The 20,198-nt window shown below is 67.0% G+C and carries 15 protein-coding genes, 3 tRNA genes and 1 pseudogene; 8 read left to right on the forward strand and 11 right to left on the reverse strand.

The features are described from left to right. Positions 1-154 precede the first annotated feature (154 nt). Positions 155-239, forward strand: a tRNA-Leu gene (locus tag AC5P60_RS01735). A gap of 205 nt (positions 240-444) precedes the next feature. After that, positions 445-529 (forward strand) — tRNA-Leu (locus AC5P60_RS01740). A gap of 56 nt (positions 530-585) precedes the next feature. On the opposite strand, the gene AC5P60_RS01745 is transcribed toward AC5P60_RS01740, so the two are convergent. Next, positions 586-1,332: a sulfite exporter TauE/SafE family protein gene (locus tag AC5P60_RS01745; RefSeq protein ID WP_483692886.1), complete on the reverse strand. Its 747-nt coding sequence runs from the start codon at positions 1,330-1,332 to the stop codon at positions 586-588. Between the two features lie 99 nt (positions 1,333-1,431). On the opposite strand from AC5P60_RS01745, the gene AC5P60_RS01750 reads away from it, so the two are divergent. From AC5P60_RS01750 to AC5P60_RS01760, 3 genes are all read left to right on the forward strand, one after another. Beyond that, complete coding sequence (locus AC5P60_RS01750) at positions 1,432-2,331, forward strand: LysR family transcriptional regulator (protein ID WP_483692887.1); 900 nt, start codon at positions 1,432-1,434, stop codon at positions 2,329-2,331. 50 nt (positions 2,332-2,381) lie between these two features. After that, a tRNA-Leu gene (locus AC5P60_RS01755) sits at positions 2,382-2,466 on the forward strand. A gap of 434 nt (positions 2,467-2,900) precedes the next feature. After that, the gene (locus AC5P60_RS01760; protein WP_483692888.1) at positions 2,901-3,068 is read left to right on the forward strand and encodes a hypothetical protein; all 168 of its coding nucleotides are present in this window, start codon (positions 2,901-2,903) and stop codon (positions 3,066-3,068) included. Positions 3,069-3,179: 111 nt separating this feature from the next. Here AC5P60_RS01760 and emrB read toward each other — a convergent pair whose 3' ends face one another. The 4 genes from emrB to emrR are packed head-to-tail and all read right to left on the reverse strand — an operon-like array spanning position 3,180 to position 7,900. Further along, entirely contained in the window at positions 3,180-4,766 is a 1,587-nt protein-coding gene (emrB, locus tag AC5P60_RS01765; RefSeq protein ID WP_483692889.1) for a multidrug efflux MFS transporter permease subunit EmrB, read from the reverse strand. A gap of 7 nt (positions 4,767-4,773) precedes the next feature. Then, positions 4,774-5,955, reverse strand: a complete 1,182-nt coding sequence (gene emrA / locus AC5P60_RS01770) for a multidrug efflux MFS transporter periplasmic adaptor subunit EmrA (RefSeq protein ID WP_005408768.1) — start codon at positions 5,953-5,955, stop codon at positions 4,774-4,776. 11 nt (positions 5,956-5,966) lie between these two features. Then, entirely contained in the window at positions 5,967-7,460 is a 1,494-nt protein-coding gene (emrC, locus tag AC5P60_RS01775) for a multidrug efflux transporter outer membrane subunit EmrC (RefSeq protein ID WP_483692890.1), read from the reverse strand. Then, positions 7,457-7,900, reverse strand: a complete 444-nt coding sequence (gene emrR, locus AC5P60_RS01780; RefSeq protein ID WP_005408766.1) for a multidrug efflux system transcriptional regulator EmrR — start codon at positions 7,898-7,900, stop codon at positions 7,457-7,459. The genes emrC and emrR overlap by 4 nt, the downstream gene beginning before the upstream one ends. 172 nt (positions 7,901-8,072) lie before the next feature. Here emrR and AC5P60_RS01785 point away from each other — a divergent pair, with 172 nt between their 5' ends. After that, positions 8,073-8,954 (forward strand): helix-turn-helix domain-containing protein, encoded by an 882-nt coding sequence (locus tag AC5P60_RS01785; protein WP_005408765.1) that lies wholly within the window; start codon positions 8,073-8,075, stop codon positions 8,952-8,954. 59 nt (positions 8,955-9,013) lie between these two features. Continuing rightward, positions 9,014-11,257 (forward strand): DNA topoisomerase IV subunit A, encoded by a 2,244-nt coding sequence (gene parC, locus AC5P60_RS01790; protein ID WP_005408764.1) that lies wholly within the window; start codon positions 9,014-9,016, stop codon positions 11,255-11,257. A gap of 357 nt (positions 11,258-11,614) precedes the next feature. On the opposite strand, the gene bfr is transcribed toward parC, so the two are convergent. Continuing rightward, positions 11,615-12,103 (reverse strand): bacterioferritin, encoded by a 489-nt coding sequence (bfr, locus tag AC5P60_RS01795; RefSeq protein WP_005408763.1) that lies wholly within the window; start codon positions 12,101-12,103, stop codon positions 11,615-11,617. A 123-nt stretch (positions 12,104-12,226) separates the two neighbouring features. On the opposite strand from bfr, the gene AC5P60_RS01800 reads away from it, so the two are divergent. Next, on the forward strand, positions 12,227-14,554 hold the full coding sequence (locus tag AC5P60_RS01800; RefSeq protein WP_495201666.1) for a penicillin acylase family protein: 2,328 nt from the start codon (positions 12,227-12,229) through the stop codon (positions 14,552-14,554). 82 nt (positions 14,555-14,636) lie between these two features. Here AC5P60_RS01800 and AC5P60_RS01805 read toward each other — a convergent pair whose 3' ends face one another. From AC5P60_RS01805 to AC5P60_RS01825, 5 genes and pseudogenes are all read right to left on the reverse strand, one after another. Next, on the reverse strand, positions 14,637-16,025 hold the full coding sequence (locus tag AC5P60_RS01805; protein WP_483692892.1) for a cation:proton antiporter domain-containing protein: 1,389 nt from the start codon (positions 16,023-16,025) through the stop codon (positions 14,637-14,639). Positions 16,026-16,124: 99 nt separating this feature from the next. After that, entirely contained in the window at positions 16,125-17,816 is a 1,692-nt protein-coding gene (asnB, locus tag AC5P60_RS01810) for an asparagine synthase B (RefSeq protein WP_483692893.1), read from the reverse strand. Positions 17,817-18,366: 550 nt separating this feature from the next. After that, positions 18,367-19,494 carry a succinyl-diaminopimelate desuccinylase gene (dapE, locus tag AC5P60_RS01815; protein WP_049453171.1) on the reverse strand — a complete coding sequence of 376 codons (1,128 nt, stop codon included), beginning with the start codon at positions 19,492-19,494 and terminating at the stop codon, positions 18,367-18,369. Then, positions 19,491-19,862: an arsenate reductase gene (locus tag AC5P60_RS01820; protein ID WP_172958409.1), complete on the reverse strand. Its 372-nt coding sequence runs from the start codon at positions 19,860-19,862 to the stop codon at positions 19,491-19,493. Before AC5P60_RS01820 ends, dapE begins: the two co-directional genes overlap by 4 nt. Before the next feature lie 31 nt (positions 19,863-19,893). Beyond that, positions 19,894-20,160: pseudogene (locus AC5P60_RS01825) on the reverse strand (hypothetical protein); the annotation flags it as partial. Positions 20,161-20,198: the final 38 nt, after the last annotated feature.

Genomic DNA, 20,198 nt, shown 5'->3' on the forward strand with positions numbered 1-20,198 from the left:
CCCTTGCTTGGTTTTTTGGTAGTCATCGCCCTACATGGTAGCCGTTGACGGCGTGCAGAACGGGTCAGTGGCCGTCTTGAAGGCCTTGCGTGAAAAATATTCAGGAAGTCGTTGACAGCCTGCGAATTCATCTTCACAATTGCGCCTCTGGAACGCCCAGGTGGCGGAATTGGTAGACGCACTAGTTTCAGGTACTAGCGGGTAAAACCGTGGAGGTTCGAGTCCTCTCCTGGGCACCAACGAAAAAACTCCTCGCTTCGGCGGGGATTTTTTTTGCCTGCAATCCAGCAACGGGGCCGAATTCCTTTCCGAAGGAAAGCGCTCCGACCCCAAGCGAGTGAGATGGGGTCAGAGCCCGCTCCGCACGCGAAACGGGGTCCGACACCGGATCCAGAAAAAGTGTTGACACCCCCGTAACAACACCCCATAATCTCGCTCCTCGACGCCCAGGTGGCGGAATTGGTAGACGCACTAGTTTCAGGTACTAGCGGGTAAAACCGTGGAGGTTCGAGTCCTCTCCTGGGCACCACGTCGAGAATGAGAAAAACCCGCGAGAGCGGGTTTTTTCATGCCCGAAATCCGGCATCAGAGCAGCGGCCGCAGCACCAGTTCCAGCCCGAGCAGCAGCAGGAAACCCAGGAAGCAACCCCGGAACACCCGCGCACTGATGCGCTGCCGGATCACCTGCCCCAGCCACATGCCCAGCAATGCCGGCAGCACCGCCAGCGCACTCAGCCCCAGCTGCTGGATGCCGAATGCGCCGTGCAGCACCAGCCCGGCGGTCAGCGAAATCGTTGACACCGTGAACGCCAGCCCCAGCGCCTGCACCAGCTCCTCGCGCTGCAACCCCAGCGACTGCAGGTACGGCACCGCCGGCATCACGAACACGCCGGTGGCGCCGGTCACCACGCCCGACAACGCCCCCACCAGCGGCCCCAGCCAACGCTCGCGCCGCTGCCGCACGCGGAACACCGGTGCAAGCAACGCATAGGCGGCATAGACCACCAATGCCACGCCCAGCGCAACGCGCGACCAAGTGCGATCGACCCGCACCAGCAGCGCCGCCGAGCCCAGCGTCACCACCACCACGGCCAGCATCATCGGCCACAGGCGCCGCGCGATGCGGTCCAGTGACGGCCCGGACAACAGCTGCCACGCATTGGTGACGAAAGTGGGAATGAACAGCATCGACGCCGCCGCCACCGGCGACAGCGTGCTGCCCAGCAGCCCCATCGCCACCGTCGGCAACCCCATCCCAGTCACACCCTTGACCACACCGGCCAGCACGAACACCACCACCAGCAGCACGTAGAAGTACATCGATTCATTCATGCCTTCATTGGATCGGCCGGCCGCTCGGCGCACAATGCGGTGTTTCCGGCCTTGCCTTCGGCTGATCCGAAGGCGCAGCCGTTGCGATGAGGGCATCACATGCGGATGGATATCGCCGACCTGCGCCTGTTCCTGGCGATTGCCGAGGCGGGCAGCATCACGGCCGGCGCAGCGCAGGCAAACCTGGCACTGGCGTCGGCCAGCGAACGCCTGCGCACGATCGAAGCCGATGCCGGCACCGCGTTGTTGAACCGGCACCCCCGCGGCGTCAGCCTGACCGAAGCCGGCGCCGCCCTCGCCCACCATGCACGATTGATCCTGCAGCAGCAGGCGCAGCTGCGCGGTGAACTGCAGGCGTTCGCGCACGGCGCGCGCGGCACACTGCATCTGTATGCCAACACCGCAGCACTGACCAACTACCTGCCTTCGCGGCTGGCACCGTGGCTGGCCGAACGCCCGCGCCTGCACGTGGAACTGCTGGAGCGCACCAGCCCCGAAGTCGTGCGTGCGATCAACGCTGGCCAGGCCGAAGCCGGCATCATCAGTGATGCGGTCGACGCTGCCGGCCTGCAGCAGCACGTGGTCGCCGAAGATCCACTGGTGATGCTGCTGCCCGCGGAACACCGCTTCGCATCGCGGCGCAGCGTGGCCTTCGCCGATGTTGCCGGCGAGACCTTCGTCGCGCTGGCCGACGGCAATGCACTGCAGGCCTACATCGAAGACCAGGCACGCGACATCGGGCGACGCCTGGACGTGCGCATCCGCATGAAGACCTTCGAAGGCGTGTGCATCATGGTCGGCCACGGCATTGGTGTCGGCATCGTGCCGCGCACCATCGCCCGCCAGCATCGACGCAATACCCATACTGTTGCGGTCCCGCTTGCAGATGCGTGGGCACAGCGCCGCCTGTGCGCCTGTTTCGCCGGATGGGCGCAGCTGTCACCGGCGATGCGCAGCCTGCTGCTTCACCTGGGCGTACGGCCACAGAAAAATGTGTGAAATGTTGTTGACACACTCTCTGCCGTCCCGCACAATTCATCTCCTGAGTCGCCCAGGTGGCGGAATTGGTAGACGCACTAGTTTCAGGTACTAGCGGGTAAAACCGTGGAGGTTCGAGTCCTCTCCTGGGCACCACGACTCAAGATGATCAAACCCGCGAAAGCGGGTTTTTTCGTTTCCGGGGTTTGGCGATCCTGGCATCGCAACCGCCACTCGGACTGTCGTATCTCGCACCGCCCGGGCGTCGTCTGCGGGTGCATACCTCCTCCCGGCGCGTCGTCACCAGACCTTGAACGGCCGCCTTTTGGGGCGCATTTCACGTTCCCCGTTCAATTCGCACTTTTCCTAGTCGAGATCCACCCGATTCCTTTTCGGCGGGAGGCAGATTTGCGGGAGCCGGTTGCAGGTGTATCGCCACGACCTGACCAGCGCCCCCCCTCTCCCCCAAAGGACGCACCAATGCAGCGCAGCATCATCTGCCCACACTGCCATACCGGCTCGACCACGGCGTAAGCGTATGCGTGGGATGCCAGGCCGAGGTCCACTACGGCGCATCAAAGGAGGCCGTAATGCTTGTCTTTGTCGCCGCCATCATCTGCGGCGCACTTGTCGGCAGCCGATTTCAGGCCACTGCCGGCTGGCTCGCATGCGGCGCCGTACTTGTGGCGGGGATCTGGGCCATTTCCCGATTGTCTTCCGACCGGGTGGTGTTCAAACGCGTCTATCGCACGCGCTGAACCTGCGCCGTTGCACCACCCCGAGGGCAATGCCCGCGCGACCAGCGTCGCCCCAACAAAAACCCCGCCTCGCGGCGGGGTCAAAATACAGCACGGTGTTTCCAGGGAGTTTCAGTGTCCACCACCGGCGGCTGCACCTGCGCCTGCGCCGAATGGCGGCTTGGCCAGCCACAGGAACGTAATGATCGCCAGGAAGATCCAGCCCAGCAGGAAGAAGATGTCGTTGAAGCCCATCTGCGATGCCTGGTGGTTGATCATGTTGTTCAGTACCGCTGCACCGTGTTGCAGGTCGCCCTGCCCCATCGCCGTCACCTGGTCCTGCATGCCGGGCTGATAGGCCGAGATGTGTTCGGTCAGGTCGGCATGGTGCACCTGGGTACGCCGCGCCCACAGCCACGTCGTCAGTGACGCCGCGAAGCTGCCGCCCAGCGTACGCAGGAACGTGGCCAGGCCGGAGCCCGCCGCGATCTCGCGCCCATCCAGGTCCGACAGCAGGATCTGCAGCACCGGCATGAAGAACAGCGCGACGCCGATGCCCATGATCAGCTGTACGCCGGCCACGTGAATGTAGTCCACCTGCAGGTTGAAGTTCGATCGCAGGAAGCTGGTCATCGACAACACAATGAACGCGACCGTGGCCAGCATGCGCATATCGAAGCGCGACGCATACTTGCCCACGAACGGGGTCATGATCACCGGCAGGATGCCGATCGGCGCCGTCGCCAGGCCCGCCCAGATCGCGGTGTAGCCCATGTCACGCTGCAGCCACTGCGGGATCAGCAGCGCCACGCTGAAGAACGCCGCGTAGGCCACCACCATCGCCAGCGTACCGGCGCGGAAGTTGCGGTGCCGGAACAGCTTCAGGTCAACGATCGGATCCTTGTCGGTCAGCTCCCAGATCAGGAACACCGTCAGCGTCACCACCGCTACGCAGGCCAGCACCACGATCTTCATCGACGAGAACCAGTCCTCGTCGTTGCCCAGGTCGAGGACCAGCTGAAGCGCACCGACGCCGATCACCAGGGTGACCAGGCCGACGTAGTCCATCTTCGGCTTCTCGATCTGCTCCGGGCGCCCCTTCAGCTGGTTGCCCACCACCAGCGCGGCGAAGATGCCCAGCGGCACGTTGATCAGGAAGATCCACTCCCAGCTGTAGTTGTCGGTGATCCAGCCACCGAGGATCGGGCCACAGATCGGCGCAACCACCGTGATCATCGCCAGCAGTGCCAATGCCTGCCCGCGTTTCTCGCGCGGATAGATCGAGACCAGCAGCGACTGCGTGATCGGGTACATCGGGCCGGCCACGAACCCCTGCAGCGCACGCGACAGCACCAGCATGCCCATGCTCTGCGCCAGGCCGCACAGCAGCGAGGTGATGACGAAGGCCAGCGTGGCCCAGACGAACAGCTTGCGTTCGCCGAAACGGCGGCTGAGCCAGCCGGTCAGCGGCAGCGCGATGGCCGTGCTGACCGCGAACGAGGTGATGACCCAGGTCGCCTGCTGCGAACTGGCGCCGAGATTGCCGGCGATGGTCGGCAGCGAGACGTTGGCGATGGTGGTGTCGAGCACCTGCATGAACGAGGCCATCGCCAGGCCCACGGTGCACAGTGCGACGCTGGGCGGCAGGAACCCGGAGGCCGCACCCGGCGCCGCCGGTGCGCCCGGAGCGCCGGGCGCGGCTGGAGCTTGTGCGGACATGGCGACCTCAGCCCACCTTCGCCTGCTGCTGCGGCAGGTTGCCCTGGATGATCGTGTGGATCACCTCGTCGGCATCATGCAGCTGCTTGGCATACACGTCGGTGTCGAACACCGTGCCCTTGGCCGGAGTGCTCGGCAGCACTTCGCCCTTCTGGTCGCGCAGGCTCACTTCAGCCTTCATCGACAGGCCGATGCGCAGCGGGTGTTCGGCCAGCTGCTTGGCATCGATGGCGATGCGCACCGGCACGCGCTGCACGATCTTGATCCAGTTGCCGCTGGCGTTCTGCGCCGGCAGCAGCGAGAACGCGGAGCCGGTGCCCAGGCCAAGGCTCTGGATGCGGCCCTTGTACTTCACGTCACCGGCGTACAGGTCCGACTTCAGCTCCACTTCCTGGCCCAGGCGCATGTGGCGCAGCTGGGTTTCCTTGAAGTTGGCCTCGACCCACATCTGCTCGGTCGGCACCACGGCCATCAGGGCATTGCCCGGCTGCACGCGCTGACCGACCTGCACCGAACGCCGGGCGACGTAGCCGGTGACCGGCGCGACGATGCCGGCGCGGGCGTTGTTGAGGAAGGCCTGGCGCAGCTGCGCGGCGGCGGCCTGCACGTCCGGCTGGGTGGCGATCACGGTGTCGTCGACCAGCGCGCGGTTGCGCTCGACGGTCTCGCGCGAGCCGGCCACGGCCGCTTCGGCGGCAGCCAGCTCGTCACGGGCGTGGGCCAGTTCTTCGTTGGAGATGGCGCCGGTGGCGGCCAGGTCCTTGCGGCGGGCGAAGTCTTCGCGCACGCGCTTCAGGGTCACCTGGCGGGCGTTCAAGTCCGCCTGGGCGCCTTCCACGCTGCGGTACAGACCACGGGTCTGGCGCACCGTCTTGGCCAGGTTGGCTTCGGCCTGCTGCAGTGCCACCGCGGTGTCGGACGGGTCCAGCTGGACCAGCAGCTGGCCGCGCTCCACGCGCATGCCGTCATCGGCGTTGATGGCGACCACGGTACCGGCCACCAGCGGGGTGATCTGCACCTGGTTGCCCTGCACGTAGGCATCGTCGGTCTCTTCGAACCAACGGCCGAACATGAAGTACCACAGCGCCAGTGCGGCAAGCAGCAGCACGACGATCACGAACAGGCCGCGCAGCAGGTTGCCGCGGCGGTTGGGGGCGGCCGGGGCCGCGGTGTCTTGGGTCTGGCTCATGGCGGGCGTCTTCAGGAATGCGAGGAATCGGAATGGGAGGCGATCGGTGCGCGGTCGGCGTCAGCGGGCTGGAAACCACCGCCCAGCGCCTTGCTCAGGCGCACCGAGGACTGCACCTGCTGCGACTGCAGGCCGGCCAGCTGCTGCTGCGACTGCAGCAGGGTGGACTGCGCGGTCAGCACGTCCAGGTAGCTGCCGATGCCGGCGCGGTAACGCTGCTGGGCCAGGTCGAAGGCCGAGCGTGCGGTATCCACCGCCTGCTGCTGCGAGTGCGCCTGCTGCGCCAGCGAGCGCACCGCGTTGACCTGGTCGGCGACGTCGCGCAGTGCGTCGAGCACGGTCTGGTTGTAGTTGGCCACCGCCAGGTCGTACTGCGCATCGGTGTTGGCCAGGTTGGCGCGCAGCTTGCCACCTTCGAAGATCGGCAGGCTCAGCGCCGGGCCGATGTAGGCGAAGGTGGAGCTGCTCTTCAGCAGGTCACCCACGTTCGGGGCGACCACGCCGGCCAGCGCGGTCAGGTTGAAGCTCGGGTAGAACCTGGTCTTGGCAACCTTGATCTGCTTGTCGGCCGCTTCAACGCGCCAGCGTGCGGCAACGATGTCGGGGCGACGGCCCAGCAGTTCGCTGGGCAGCACGCCCGGCAGCTGCAGCGCCACCGGGTTCAGCGGCTGCGGGCGCTGGATCGACAGGCCACGGTCCGGGCCCTTGCCGACCAGCGCGGCCAGTGCGGTGCGGGCCGCGTCGATCCGCTGCTGTGCGGCCTGCACCTGCTGCTGCGCGGCCGGTACGCGGGCCTCGGCCTGGCGCACCTGCAGATCGCTGTCGATGCCGGCGCGGCGGCGCTGGCGGGTCAGTTCCAGCGACTTCTGCGAGCGGGCCAGTTCTTCTTCGGCCACATCATTGAGCTGCCACGCATAGGCGAGGTCGGCGTAGGCCTGGGTGATGCCGGTGGACAGGTTCAGGCGTGCCGCCTGCGCCTCGACGGTGGCCGCATGCGCGCCATCCACGGCGGCTTCCCAGGCGGCGCGCTTGCCGCCCCACAGGTCCACGCCATAGCTGAAGTCGAAGGCGACCTGGCTGCTGCCGGCGTAATGGCCACCGATCTCGCTGCCTGCCATCGACTCAGGCAGGCGCAGCCCGGTATAGCCACCGGACACCGACAGGCTGGGCAGCTCATCGGCACGTGCGGTGCCGACCTGGGCCTGGGCCTGGCGCAGGCGCGCGTCGGCGGCGTCCAGGCTCGGGTGGCCGGCCAGGCCCTCGGCGACCAGCGCGTCCAGCTGCGCATCGCCCAGCGCCTTCCACCAGTCCTGCGCCGGGAAGCCGGTGGCGCTGAGGTCGGTGTCGGCCAGGGTGCGTTCGCTGTGCAGGCTGTCCACGTCAAGCACGTGGCCCTGCGGGTTGAGGCCATGACTGCTGGCGCAGGCGGCCAGGGCCAGGGCCAGCGCTGACACCAGCAGCGCGCGCCCGGACCGGCGGAGAGTGGAATGCGGGATCGGGTTCATGGGGTCGTCAGGGAATCGCGGATTCGGGTAAGGAGGGACAGCAGCAGCGTGCGCTCGTCGGCGGAAAGATCACGCAGGGCGTAATCCATCACCGCGTCGCCACGCAGCTTCAACCGCGCCCACAATGCGCGGCCTTCATCGGTCAGCACGATCTGCAGCGCACGCCGGTCCTGCGCATGCGGTTCGCGGCGGACGCAGCCCAGTGCCTCGAGCTTGTCCAGCAGGCGGGTGACTGCGCTGGGTACCTGGTCGATGGCCTGGGCCAGTTCGTTGGCCGTGCACGGGGCCATGTGCGAGAGCACCTTCAACCCGATGTAGTGGGTGAAGCCGATACCCAAGTCTTCTTCAGCCATGGACGCGTCGAGTTGCCGGACCAGGCCGTCGCGCACCTGGCGCAGCAGCAGGCCGAAGCTGGGGGGAGTGGTTGCAGGACAGATCATGGGGGAGCATTCTCTTCCAAAAAAAATATTTCTCAATGGAAATATTCGATCTGGCATCGAATGCTGTGTTGCAGCAGTGGGCTGGATCAATGAAGGCGCCTACCTTAATGATCTGGTCAGGTGGCCCGGTAGTACAATTCAGCCAATGGATGACACATTTCAGCCAGCGGACATGATGAACAAGGCAGAAATTCCCGCTCCCAAGCGCCTGCTCAGGGACGACGCACTGGATTGGTTCGAGCGCAACGATGGCCCACCGGTGGTCGCTTTCCGCTTCGACAGCCCGCAGGGGCTGGTCCGGGAAGTGGACTGGCACCACCACCAGCGCGCCCAGCTGATCTGTGTCGAGCGTGGCCTGCTGACCACCCGCACCTCGCACGGGACGTGGTCGCTGGCACCGGGCTCGGCCGGCTGGATGCCACCGCTGGAGCCGCATACGGTGACCTTGGACGGTCCGCTGCGCGGCTGGGGCATGGCGCTGGCCGCGCCGGCCTGCGCCACCCTGCCCGCAGATCCCTGCGTACTGGGCCTGTCCAAGCTGGCGCAGGCGCTGGCCGACCGCATCTGCGAATGGCCGCTGGGCTATGACACCACGCCTGAGCGCCAGCACATCATCGAGGTGCTGCTGGACGAGATCCGCACCGCGCCGCGCCAGCGCATGCACCTGCCGATGCCGCACGACCGGCGCCTGCTGAAGATCGCCTCGCAGCTGCTGGCCGACCCGTCCGACGAGCGCAGCCTGGCCGAATGGGCGCATTGGGCCGGCCTGTCGCCGCGCAGCCTGACCCGTCACTTCCGCGACGAGACCACGCTCAGCTTCGCCCAGTGGCGGCAACAGGCCCGCCTGTCCGAAGCCCTGCGCCAGCTGACCGATGGCCGCAGCGTGGCCGACATCGCCCATGCACTGGGCTTCAGCAGTGCCAGTGCCTTCGTCACCGTGTTCCGCCGCCACTTCGGGCTGCCACCGGGGCGCTATCTGGCGCGGGCCGGGCATGGCCTCGAAACCGGGCTGGACCCTGCACGTGGCTTGGCATCCCCCGCCGCATCCGGATAATCACAGGATTGCGAGCGGCGACCGCCGTCGCCGCCTCCCGACATAGGTAACAACGCCGCATGACCGAACTTGCCCGCCCCGTGTTCCACGGATTCGAACAACTGCCGCTGCGCGAGTACGCCGAACGCGCCTACCTCGACTACTCGATGTACGTGGTCCTGGACCGCGCCCTGCCGTTCATCGGCGACGGCCTGAAGCCGGTGCAGCGCCGCATCATCTATTCGATGAGCGAGCTGGGCCTGAATGCTGCGTCCAAGCCGAAGAAGTCCGCGCGCACCGTCGGTGACGTCATCGGTAAGTACCACCCGCACGGCGACAGCGCGTGCTACGAGGCGCTGGTGCTGATGGCGCAGCCGTTCTCGTACCGCTACCCGCTGATCGAGGGCCAGGGCAACTTCGGCTCCAGCGATGACCCGAAGTCGTTCGCGGCGATGCGTTACACCGAATCCAAGCTGACCCCGATCGCCGAAGTGCTGCTGGGCGAACTGGGCCAGGGCACCACCGACTGGGCACCGAACTTCGACGGCACCCTGCAGGAACCGACCTGGATGCCAGCGCGGCTGCCGCACCTGCTGCTGAACGGCACCACCGGCATCGCCGTGGGCATGGCCACCGACGTGCCGCCGCACAATCTCAACGAGATCGTCAGCGCACTGCTGCACCTGCTGGACAATCCCGATGCGACCGTGCGCGACCTGTGCGAGCACGTGCAGGGCCCGGACTACCCGTCCAGCGCCGAGATCATCACCGCCGCCAACGATCTGCGGAACATCTACGAGACCGGCAACGGCAGCGTGCGTGCGCGGGCGACCTTCAACAAGGAAGCCAACAACATCGTGGTGACGGCGCTGCCGTTCCAGGTGTCGCCGTCGAAGGTGATCGAGCAGATCGCCGCGCAGATGCGCGCCAAGAAGCTGCCGTGGCTGGAAGACATCCGCGACGAATCCGACCACGCCAACCCGGTGCGCGTGGTGCTGGTGCCACGTTCCAACCGCGTCGACGCCGACCAGCTGATGGGCCACCTGTTCGCGACAACGGACCTGGAGCGCAGCTACCGCGTCAACCTCAACGTGATCGGGCTGGACGGCCGTCCGCAGGTGAAGAACCTGAAGATGCTGCTCAGCGAATGGCTGACCTTCCGCAGCAACACCGTCACCCGCCGCCTGCAGCACCGCCTGCAGAAGGTCGAGCGCCGCCTGCACCTGCTGGAAGGCCTGCTGGTCGCCTTCCTCAACCTGGACGAGGTGATCCACATCATCCGTACCGAGGACGAACCGAAGGCAGCGCTGATCGCGCGCTTCGGCCTGTCCGAGGAACAGGCCGAGTACATCCTGGAAACCAAGCTGAAGCAGCTGGCCCGCCTGGAAGAGATGAAGATCCGCGGCGAGCAGGACGAGCTGGCCAAGGAACGCGAGAAGATCCTCGGCATCCTCGACAGCAAGGCCAAGCTGAAGAAGCTGATCCGCGACGAACTGACGGCCGACGCCAAGAAGTTCGGCGACGCGCGCCGTTCGCCGCTGGTGCAGCGCCAGGCCGCGCAGGCCATCGACGAGACCGAGCTGGTGCCGAGCGAGCCGATGACCGTGGTGCTGTCGGAAAAGGGCTGGATCCGTGCCGCCAAGGGCCATGACGTCGATGCGTCCGCCCTCTCCTACCGCGACGGTGATGCCCTGCAGGGCGCGGTGCGTGCGCGCAGCACCCAGCAGGTCGCGTTCCTCGACAGCGAGGGCCGCGCCTACTCGACGCCGGTGCACACCCTGCCCTCCGCGCGTGGCAACGGCGAGCCGCTGACCGGCCGCTTCTCGCCGGCAGCGGGTACCAGCTTCGTGACCCTGGCCAGTGCCGAGCCGGATGCCCGCTTCGTGCTGGCCTCCAGCCATGGCTACGGCTTCGTCACCCGCTTCGAGAACCTGATCGGTCGCAACAAGGCCGGCAAGGCGATGCTGAACCTGTCGTCCGGCTCGTCGGTGCTCACCCCGTCGATGGTCGCCAACGTGGCCACCGACCGCATCGTGGCGGTGACCAGTTCCGGCAACCTGCTGGCGATCGCCGCCAACGACCTGCCGGAACTGGACAAGGGCAAGGGCAACAAGATCATCGAGATCCCGAAGGCCAAGCTCGCCACTGAACGCGTGGTCGCCATCGTGGCGATCAGCCCGGGGCAGACCCTGCAGGTGCGCAGCGGTCAGCGCACGATGGGGCTGAAGTTCAACGAGCTCGACGCCTACCTCGGCGCCCGCGCCACCCGCGGCCACCTGCTGCCGCGCGGCTGGCAGAAGGTGGAAGGGTTGTCGGTGGAATAAGGGCTTGGGCCCTGCCCCTGGTGGGTGTCAACCTTGGTTGAGGTGGGTGTCAACCTTGGTTGACACGCATTACCCCGGCAAACGCCAACCTCGGTTGGCGTTTTCGATCCCAATGGGGTCAGAGCCGTTTTCGTTGAAAACGGATCCGACCCCGGACACGAAAAAGCCGGGGCATTCCCCGGCTTTTTCGTTGTCGGCTGGCGGGCGATGGAGCAGCTGGCTGGCGAAGGCTGGCTGGCGGTGCTCCGGTGCTGGCGGGCGACATTGCTTTGTGCGCCTGGTAGAGCCGACCGCTGGTCGGCTGCTCTGCAAAAAGCAGCCGACCAGCGGTCGGCTCTAGCGAAGCGCGGTGCCGGCTCAGTGCGCCGGGGCGCCGTTGCCGTCGATCTTGCTCAGCTGGTACAGCTCCAGGCCGATGCGCTTGATCAGGCCCAGCTGCTGCTCCAGCCACCAGGCGTGGTCTTCCTCGGTGTCCTTCAGCTGGGCCAACAGGATGTCGCGGCTCACGTAGTCACCCTTCTCCTCGCACAGCTTCATGCCGGCGGCGAGATTGTTCCGAACCGCGTATTCAGTGTCGAGATCCTTCTGCAGCATCTCTTCCACGGTCTTGCCCGGCTCGGTGGCGTGGGGGCGCATGTCCGGGTCGCCGCCCAGGAACAGGATCCGGCGCAGCAGCGCATCGGCGTGCTGGGTTTCCTCTTCCATCTCGTGGTTCAGGCGTTCGTACAGCGCGAACAGGCCCTGGTCCTCGTAGCGGCGGGAATGGATGAAGTACTGGTCGCGGGCAGCAAGCTCGCCGCGCAGCAGTTCCTTCAGGCAGGCGATGACGTCCGGGTTGCCTTTCATGGGGGGCTCCTGTGAATCGATGCGGCATAGGGTGCCGCATTTCAAAATACGGTGATCTAATCGGAATCAGTCGCAGTTGCGCCTGCGGCTACAATCGGCCCACGAGTTCGGAAAGGACGTGCGATGCGACGTACATGGCGTTGGATGCTGGGCGTAGTGATCGCCATCGTGCTGGTCACCGCACTGGTCCTGTGGCTGCTGCTGCGCGGCAGCCTGGCCGACCTGGACGGCGAGCATGCGCTGCCCGGCCTGGCCAGGCCGGTCACCATCGAGCGCGATGCGCTGGGCGTGGTCACCATCACCGCCACCAGCCAGGCCGACGCGATGCGCGCATTGGGCCGCGTGCATGCGCAGGAACGCTATTTCGAGATGGACCTGATGCGCCGTAGCGCCGCCGGCGAACTGTCCGCACTGTTTGGCCCGAAGGCGATCGATGCCGACAAGCGCATGCGCGTGCATCGGCTGCGCGCGCGCACAGAGGCGAACGTGCAGGCTGCGCTGGGCGACAACGTCGAAGCCGTGAGCGCCTATGTCGGTGGGGTCAATGAGGGCCTGGCCGGCCTCTCCGTGCGGCCATGGGCCTACCTGCTGCTGCGGCAGTCGCCGCAACCGTGGCAGGCCAGCGACAGCGTGCTGACCGGGCTGGCCATGTACGCCGACCTGCAGGACCCCGGCAACCAGACCGAGCTTGCACTGAGCCGCATCCGCGCAGTGGTGCCGCCGGCGCTGTACGCATTGATCGCCCACGACGGCACCGAATGGGATGCACCGCTGTTCGGCGAACCCACCGGCAACGCCGCCCTGCCCGATGCCAGCCAGCTCGACCTGCGCACATTGAAGGGAAAATCCGGCACCGCGCAGGAAGAGGTCGACGCCGTCGGCAGCAACAACTTCGCGGTGGCCGGTGCGCTTACCGCGGACGGTCGCGCGATCGTCGCCGACGACATGCACCTGGGCCTGCGCGCGCCGGGTCTGTGGTTCCGCGTGCGCCTGCGCTACCCCGACCCGCAGGCCGCGAGCGGACAGGTTGACGTCACCGGCTTCTCACTGCCCGGCCTGCCAGCGGTGATCGTCGGCAGCAACGGCCACGTCGCCTGGGGCTTCACCAACAGTTACATAGACACCGCCGATTACCGCACTGAACCAGCCAACGCCGCAGTGACCGTGCATGAAGAGCGGATTGCGGTGGCCGGCCAGGCCGACGTGCTGTTCCCGGTGCGCGAAACCGACTGGGGGCCGATCCTGCACACGCATGCCGATGGCAGCGGCGACGCGCTGCGCTGGGTCGCCCACCTGCCCGGCGCGGTGCGCCTGGACTTCGGTGACCTGGCCCGCGCCGGTGACCTGGACAGTGCCCTGCAGTTCGCCGACCACGCCGGCATCCCCGCACAGAACCTGGTGGTCGGCGACCGCAGCGGACGCATCGCCTGGCGCCTGATCGGCGCCCGCCCCGACCGCGGTCCGGGCTGTGCACCGGCCGGCTTCACCGCCGCCAACAACCAGGACTGCGCCCCTTGGCCGATCCGCAGCGACGCATCGCCGGCATTGATCGACCCACCGAACCATCGCCTGTGGACCGCCAACGGCCGCGTCCTCGACGGCGAGGCACTGGCCAATGTCGGCAACGGTGGTTATGACCTTGGCGCCCGCGCGCGGCAGATCCGCGATCTGCTCGCCATCCAGGACCGTTTCGACGAGCACGATCTGCTGGCGATCCAGCTCGACGATCGCGCGGTGTTCCTGCAGCGCTGGTGGGCACTGCTGCACGACGTCATCGAGCGCAGTGACGACCCTGCACTGAAGCGTTTGAAGGAAGTCAGCCATCAATGGGGCGGTCGTGCCGCGGCCAGTTCGGTCAGCTACCGGGTAGTACGTGAATTCCGCACCCAGGTGATGGAGACGTTGTCCGATGCACTGCTGGCACCGGCCAATGCGCAGCTGGGTGATGACTACCTCGACCCGCGACTGGCGCAGCTGGAAGGCGTGGCCTGGCCGATGCTGCAACAGCGTCCGGCCCATCTGCTGCCACCGGCCTTCGACAGCTGGGATACGCTGCTGATCGACGCGGCACGCCGTACCGAGAGCGAGCTGGCCAAGCAGGGACCGCTGTCCAAGCGCACCTGGGGCGAACGCAACACTGCGGCGATCTGCCACCCCATCGCACGGGCGCTGCCGGGCATCGCCAAGCGCTGGCTGTGCATGCCCGCCGACCAGCTGCCCGGCGACCGTGACATGCCACGCGTGCAGACGCCGAACTTCGGTGCTTCCGAGCGCATGGTGGTCTCGCCCGGCCACGAGGCCGACGGCATCGTGCACATGCCGGGCGGCCAGAGCGGCCATCCACTGTCACCCTACTGGGGCGCCGGCCACGAGGACTGGGTGCATGGACGGCCGACGCCCTTCCTGCCCGGCAAGGCACAGCACGTGATGACACTGGTGCCGGCGCGGTAGTGCCGGCCGCTGGCCGGCAACCTCTTGTTGCTGGGCACACCTGCGTGGATGCCGGCCAGCGGCCGGCACCACCGTTCAACGCTCAAGCCCTGCGACGCTCGATCAGGTTCAGCAGCGGCCCGGTCATCGCCGTGGTCACCAGCGCCATGACCACCAGCACGGCGAACAGGCGGTCGCCGAGCAGGCCCAGCTCGTAACCCAGGTTGAGCACGATCAGCTCCATCAGGCCACGGGTGTTCATCAGCGCGCCCAACCGCCACGCCTCGCGCGTGGGCATGCCGGCACTGCGTGCAGCACTGAAGGTGCCCAGCAGCTTGCCCACCGTGGCCACCGCGATCACCACCCCGCACAACACGATGTCGCTGGCCTGCAGTGCATCGGCGCGCATGCGAAGGCCGGTCACGGCGAAGAACAACGGCAGCAGCAGGGTCACCGCAAACGGTTCGACGCGGGCCATCAACAGGTCGCGCAGCTGCGCGTTGGACGATACCGCGACGCCCGCAGCGAAGGCACCGAACAGCGCGTGGATGCCCAGCATTTCGGTGATCAGGGCACTGCCCAACGACAGCAGCAGGATGCCGAGCAGCCAGCGCCCCTCACGGCCCGGCGCAATCTGCTGGCGGGCGAACCACGGCTTCACCAGCCCCAGCATCAGCGCCACGAAGGCGACCACGCACAGCAGGTTGAGGCTGGCCGGCAGCCATCCACTGGCCTGTGCAGCCGCCACGATCAGTGCCAGCAGGCACCATGCGGTGGCATCGCCCAATGCCGCGCACGCGATGGCGGTCTGCCCCAGCGACGTCTGCGCGATGCCGCGGTCGGCAAGGATGCGCAGCAGCACCGGGAACGCGGTGATGCTCATCGAGATGCCGACGAAAAGTGCGAAGGCAGTGAAGCCCACGCCCTGCGGGCCGTGCTGCGGATACAGCCAGATCGCCAACGCGACGCCGAGCACGAACGGCACCGCGATGCCGGCATGGCTGACCGTGAAGGCGAAACGCCGGCGGCCGCGCAGTGCCGCCAGGTCCAGCTCGGCACCGGCCACCAGCAGGAACATCAGCACGCCCAGCTGGCTGAGCATGCCCAGCGGCCCCAACGAGCTGGCCGGGAACAACGCACCATGCAACTGCGGCAGCAGGCTGCCGAGCACCAGCGGGCCCATCATCAGGCCGGCCGCCATCTCGCCAATCACCGCCGGCTGGCCCAGCCGCTTCAGCAATGCACCCGCCCCCTTGGCTACCAGCAGCAGTACCAGCAGCTGCAGCAGGAACAGGCCCAGCGGAGACGCCAGATGCTGCGCCCAGCTGCCTTCGGCAGCAACCGTGGCACGGGCGACCATCTCGGGGGCCGCCGGACCGGCATACCGCGCCAGCAGCACGCCGGCCAGCAACGGCACCCCGGCCCACGCCAGATAACGCCATCCCCATTTCGTGGGCGGCGCGTTGCCGCCTGCCTGTACGTCCATGAACATTCCCCAATGCGCAGGGGGCGATCATACAAAAAGGGGACGGAGGGGATTAAGTCGTTTGTGCCACTTACGACTTAATCCCCTCCGTCCCCATTTTGGGGCTTAGGCCAGTGCCTGCTCGTGCACGCCGGCGATCGCGCGTCCCGAAGGGTCGGCAGCGGCGGCGAAGCTGGCGTCCCAGGCAATGGCCGCCGGCGACGAGCAGGCGATGGACTTGCCGCCCGGCACGGTCTCCGCGGCCGCACGGCTGGGGAAGAACTGCTCGAACAGGTGGCGGTAGTAATACGCCTCCTTGGTCTGCGGCGGGTTGTGCGGGAAGCGCTTGTCGGCCGCCGCCAGCACGCGGTCACTCACCTGCGCCTCGGCATGCGCCTTCAGGCCGTCGATCCAGCCATAGCCGACGCCATCGCTGAACTGCTCCTTCTGTCGCCACAGGATGCTGTCCGGCAGGTAGCCATCGAACGCCTCGCGCAGCACCGCCTTCTCGATGCGGCGGCCGCCAAAGCCGGCACCGACCATCTTGTGCGCGGCATCGAAGCGCATCGCCACATCAAGGAACTCACGATCGAGGAACGGCACGCGCGGCTCCACGCCCCAGGCCATCATCGACTTGTTGGCACGCAGGCAGTCGTAGTTGTGCAGCGCGTCGAGCTTGCGCACCAGCTCCTCGTGGAATTCGCGCGCATCCGGCGCCTTGTGGAAGTACAGGTAGCCACCGAAGATCTCGTCGCTGCCCTCGCCGGAAAGCACCATCTTCACCCCCATCGCCTTGATCCGCCGCGCCAGCAGGAACATCGGCGTGGAGGCGCGGATGGTGGTGACGTCGTAGGTCTCGATGTGGCGGATCACTTCCGGCAGCGCATCGAGGCCTTCCTCGAAGGTGTATTCGAAGCCGTGATGCACGGTGCCCAGCGCTTCGGCGGCGATTGCAGCGGCGGCAAGATCAGGCGAGCCCTTCAAACCGATCGCGAACGAGTGCAGGCGCGGCCACCAGGCTTCGGTCTGCCCCCCATCCTCGATGCGGCGACGTGAGTAGCGCGCAGCCACCGCCGCCACCAGCGACGAGTCCAGGCCACCGGACAGCAGCACGCCGTACGGCACGTCGCTCATCAACTGGCGTTCCACCGCGTGCTCGAAGGCCTGGCGCAGTTCGGCCAGATCGGCCTGGCGACCCTGCACGTCGGCATAGTCACGCCACGGTTGCTGGTAGTAGCGCACCAGTTCACCGCTGGCACTGTCGAAATAGTGGCCCGGCGGGAACTGCGCGACATCGGCACAGGTATCGACCAGCGCCTTCATTTCCGAGGCCACGCGCAAGCGCCCCTGGGCGTCGTGGCCCCAGTACAGCGGCACCACACCGACCGGGTCGCGCGCCACCAGCACGCGTCCACTGTCACGGTCCCACAGCGCGAAGGCGAAGATGCCGTTGAGCTGTTCCAGCCACTGCGCCGGCGCGCCGCCCTGGCGGTACAGCGCGTTGATCACCTCGCAGTCCGAGCCGGTCTGGAAGTCGTAGGTGGTGGTCAGCGCTGCCTTCAACGCCTGGTGGTTGTAGATCTCGCCGTTCACCGCCAGCGCCAGCTGGCCATCGGCCGACAGCAGCGGCTGCGAACCACCGGCCGGATCGACGATGGCCAGCCGTTCATGGACCAGCAGCGCACCTTCGTCGAGGTACACGCCGCTCCAGTCCGGGCCACGGTGGCGCTGGCGTTGCGACAGTTCCAGCGCGTGGCGGCGCAGGGTGGGAAGATCGTCACCGGCCTGCAGGCCGAAGATTCCGAAGATCGAACACATGGGGGAGCTCCTGTTGGGGAATTTCACGGGTGGGAAGGTGTTCGACCGGCCATCCAGGCCCGGGCAGGCTGCGCCCGGGCACAAAAAAACCCGCATCGGCTGATGCGGGTTTTCTGGTGTCCGGGCGTGTGTTGCTGTCTATCTACCCAGGGCGCAGTCCCGCATCGGCCGCGCACGATTATTCGCGCGCAGATTATTGCGGTTGTTGTTGTTGACGGCGGTGGCCAGGCGGATCGACATGGCATTGACCCTACCCCGGTTTCCAGCGCGGCGCAACAGTTGCGTCGGCAACGAGGCACCGGGGCACTGGTTGCCCTGCCCTGCCTGGGCCTGGCGCCTGCCAGACCCTCACCCGCCTTCGGCCCTGCCAGCGGCGGCCGGCTTGTTCGCCCGGCCCCAGGCGCAGCGTTTCTACATGGCCGCGCCAAGCTACTGGGAAAAGGCGATCATGCCGCCGTTATTCATCTTTTCGGACCAGGGCCCGGCTACAGTCCTGCGCGGAAGGTGTGCCGACCAACGGTCGGCATCCACCATCCTCACACCACCATCGTCACACCAGCAGCCGTTCCACCAGCCGCTGGTACAGCCCCGGCAGCGCTTCCAGATCGTCCACGCGCACGTTCTCGTCCACCTGGTGGATGCTGGCATTGACCGGGCCTACTTCGATGCACTGGGCGCCCAATGGCGCGATGAAGCGTGCATCGGAGGTGCCGCCGCCGGTGCTTTCTTCTGGCGCGCGGCCGATGTGCTCGGCCAGCACCGCACGGGCGATGGCGCGCAGCGTGCCTTCCGGGGTGTAGAACGGCTCGCCGCTGCGATGCCACTTCAGCGTGTACTGCAGGCCATGCCGTTCCAGCAGTGCGGTGATCTCCGCCTCCAGCTTCGGCGCATCCCAGTGCGGGTTGTAGCGGATGTTGAAATCCACTTCGAGCTCACCGGGAATCACGTTGTTGGCACCGGTGCCGGCGTGGATGTTGGAGATCTGCAGGCTGGTCGGCGGGAAACTCTCGTAGCCTTCGTCCCAGCGCCGCGCGCATAGTTCGGCCAGGGCCGGCGCCGCCTGGTGAATCGGGTTGCGTGCCTTTTCCGGATACGCCACGTGGCCCTGCACGCCTTGGATGCGCAGTTTGGCCGACAGGCTGCCGCGACGTCCCACGCGCAGCAGATCGCCCAGCGTCGCGGTCGACGACGGCTCACCGGTGATGCACCAGTCGATGCGCTGCCCGCGTGCGGCGAACAGGCGTGCAACGTGGCGCACGCCATCGATGGCATCGCCCTCCTCGTCGCTGGTCAGCAGTACCGCCAGCGTGCCGGGATGGTCGGGATGGTCGGCGACGAACTGCTCGGCGGCCACCACGAACGCCGCCACGCTGCCTTTCATGTCGGCGGCACCGCGCCCATACAGCACGCCATCGCGGATCTGTGGGGTGAACGGGTCGCTGGTCCAGGTCTCGCGCGGGCCGGTGGGCACCACGTCAGTGTGGCCCAGCAGAACCAGCACCGGCGCGCCCTGGCCATGGGTCGCCCACAGATTGTCAACGTCGCCCAGACGCAGATGATCGCACTGGAATCCGGCCTGCTTCAGCCGCGCCGCCAACAGCGCCTGGCAACCAGCATCGTCCGGCGTTACCGAAGGTCGCGCAATCAGCTCGCAGGTCAGGTCGAGGACCGCGCTCACGCGGCACCCACGCCGAAGCGGGCCTTGAAGCCGTTGTCACTGAAACCCTGGCTGACCGTGCCGTCGGCGGTGACCACCAGCGGGCGCTTGATCAGCTGCGGATACTCGCGCAGCAGCAGCTTCCACTCGGCCTCGGAGTCCGCGGCCTTGCGGTTGTCCGGCAGCTGCCGCCAGGTAGTGGAGGACTTGTTCACCATCGCGGCCAGGCCACCCAGCTGCGCTGCCCACGCCAGCAGCATTTCCGGGCTGGGTTTGTTCTCGCGGTAGTCGACGAAGGTGTACGGCACGCCGAAGCGGTCCAGCCACTTGGTCGCCTTCTTGCAGGTATCGCAGTTCTTCAAACCGTAGACAGTGGTGCTCATGGCCATCTGTGATGCTGGAAAACAGAGGGCCAGAATCTCACAACAGGCGCTCGGACACGACCCGGAACGGCACTCTCGGCAAGCGGAAGGCCAGGCCCGATGCAAGCGCCACGCCCATTGCCTGCAGGCGCGGGCACTGCAGCTCGCGTTCCAGGCGCAGCGGCTGCAGGCTGTCGAGGCCTACCGGCAGCGCGATGCGGGTGCTGGCCCAGCGACAGTCGCAGGTGCGGGCGATGGCCTCGTCTTGGCAGGTGAGGAAACGCAGGAGGGCCTGATGGCCACCGAAGGCGGCGCCGGCATCGGCCAGCGCCGCGACAGTGCGCGGCGCAGCCGGGTCCAGCG

It is taken from the genome of Stenotrophomonas sp. YJH_SMC_120 (assembly GCF_059368675.1).

Coding starts and splice junctions, on each gene's coding strand:
- AC5P60_RS01745 (WP_483692886.1), bottom strand. CDS start 1,332: ATGAATGAATCGATGTACTTCTACGTGCTGCTGGTGGTGGTGTTCGTG.
- AC5P60_RS01750 (WP_483692887.1), top strand. CDS start 1,432: ATGCGGATGGATATCGCCGACCTGCGCCTGTTCCTGGCGATTGCCGAG.
- AC5P60_RS01760 (WP_483692888.1), top strand. CDS start 2,901: ATGCTTGTCTTTGTCGCCGCCATCATCTGCGGCGCACTTGTCGGCAGC.
- emrB (WP_483692889.1), bottom strand. CDS start 4,766: ATGTCCGCACAAGCTCCAGCCGCGCCCGGCGCTCCGGGCGCACCGGCG.
- emrA (WP_005408768.1), bottom strand. CDS start 5,955: ATGAGCCAGACCCAAGACACCGCGGCCCCGGCCGCCCCCAACCGCCGC.
- emrC (WP_483692890.1), bottom strand. CDS start 7,460: ATGAACCCGATCCCGCATTCCACTCTCCGCCGGTCCGGGCGCGCGCTG.
- emrR (WP_005408766.1), bottom strand. CDS start 7,900: ATGATCTGTCCTGCAACCACTCCCCCCAGCTTCGGCCTGCTGCTGCGC.
- AC5P60_RS01785 (WP_005408765.1), top strand. CDS start 8,073: ATGATGAACAAGGCAGAAATTCCCGCTCCCAAGCGCCTGCTCAGGGAC.
- parC (WP_005408764.1), top strand. CDS start 9,014: ATGACCGAACTTGCCCGCCCCGTGTTCCACGGATTCGAACAACTGCCG.
- bfr (WP_005408763.1), bottom strand. CDS start 12,103: ATGAAAGGCAACCCGGACGTCATCGCCTGCCTGAAGGAACTGCTGCGC.
- AC5P60_RS01800 (WP_495201666.1), top strand. CDS start 12,227: ATGCGACGTACATGGCGTTGGATGCTGGGCGTAGTGATCGCCATCGTG.
- AC5P60_RS01805 (WP_483692892.1), bottom strand. CDS start 16,025: ATGTTCATGGACGTACAGGCAGGCGGCAACGCGCCGCCCACGAAATGG.
- asnB (WP_483692893.1), bottom strand. CDS start 17,816: ATGTGTTCGATCTTCGGAATCTTCGGCCTGCAGGCCGGTGACGATCTT.
- AC5P60_RS01820 (WP_172958409.1), bottom strand. CDS start 19,862: ATGGCCATGAGCACCACTGTCTACGGTTTGAAGAACTGCGATACCTGC.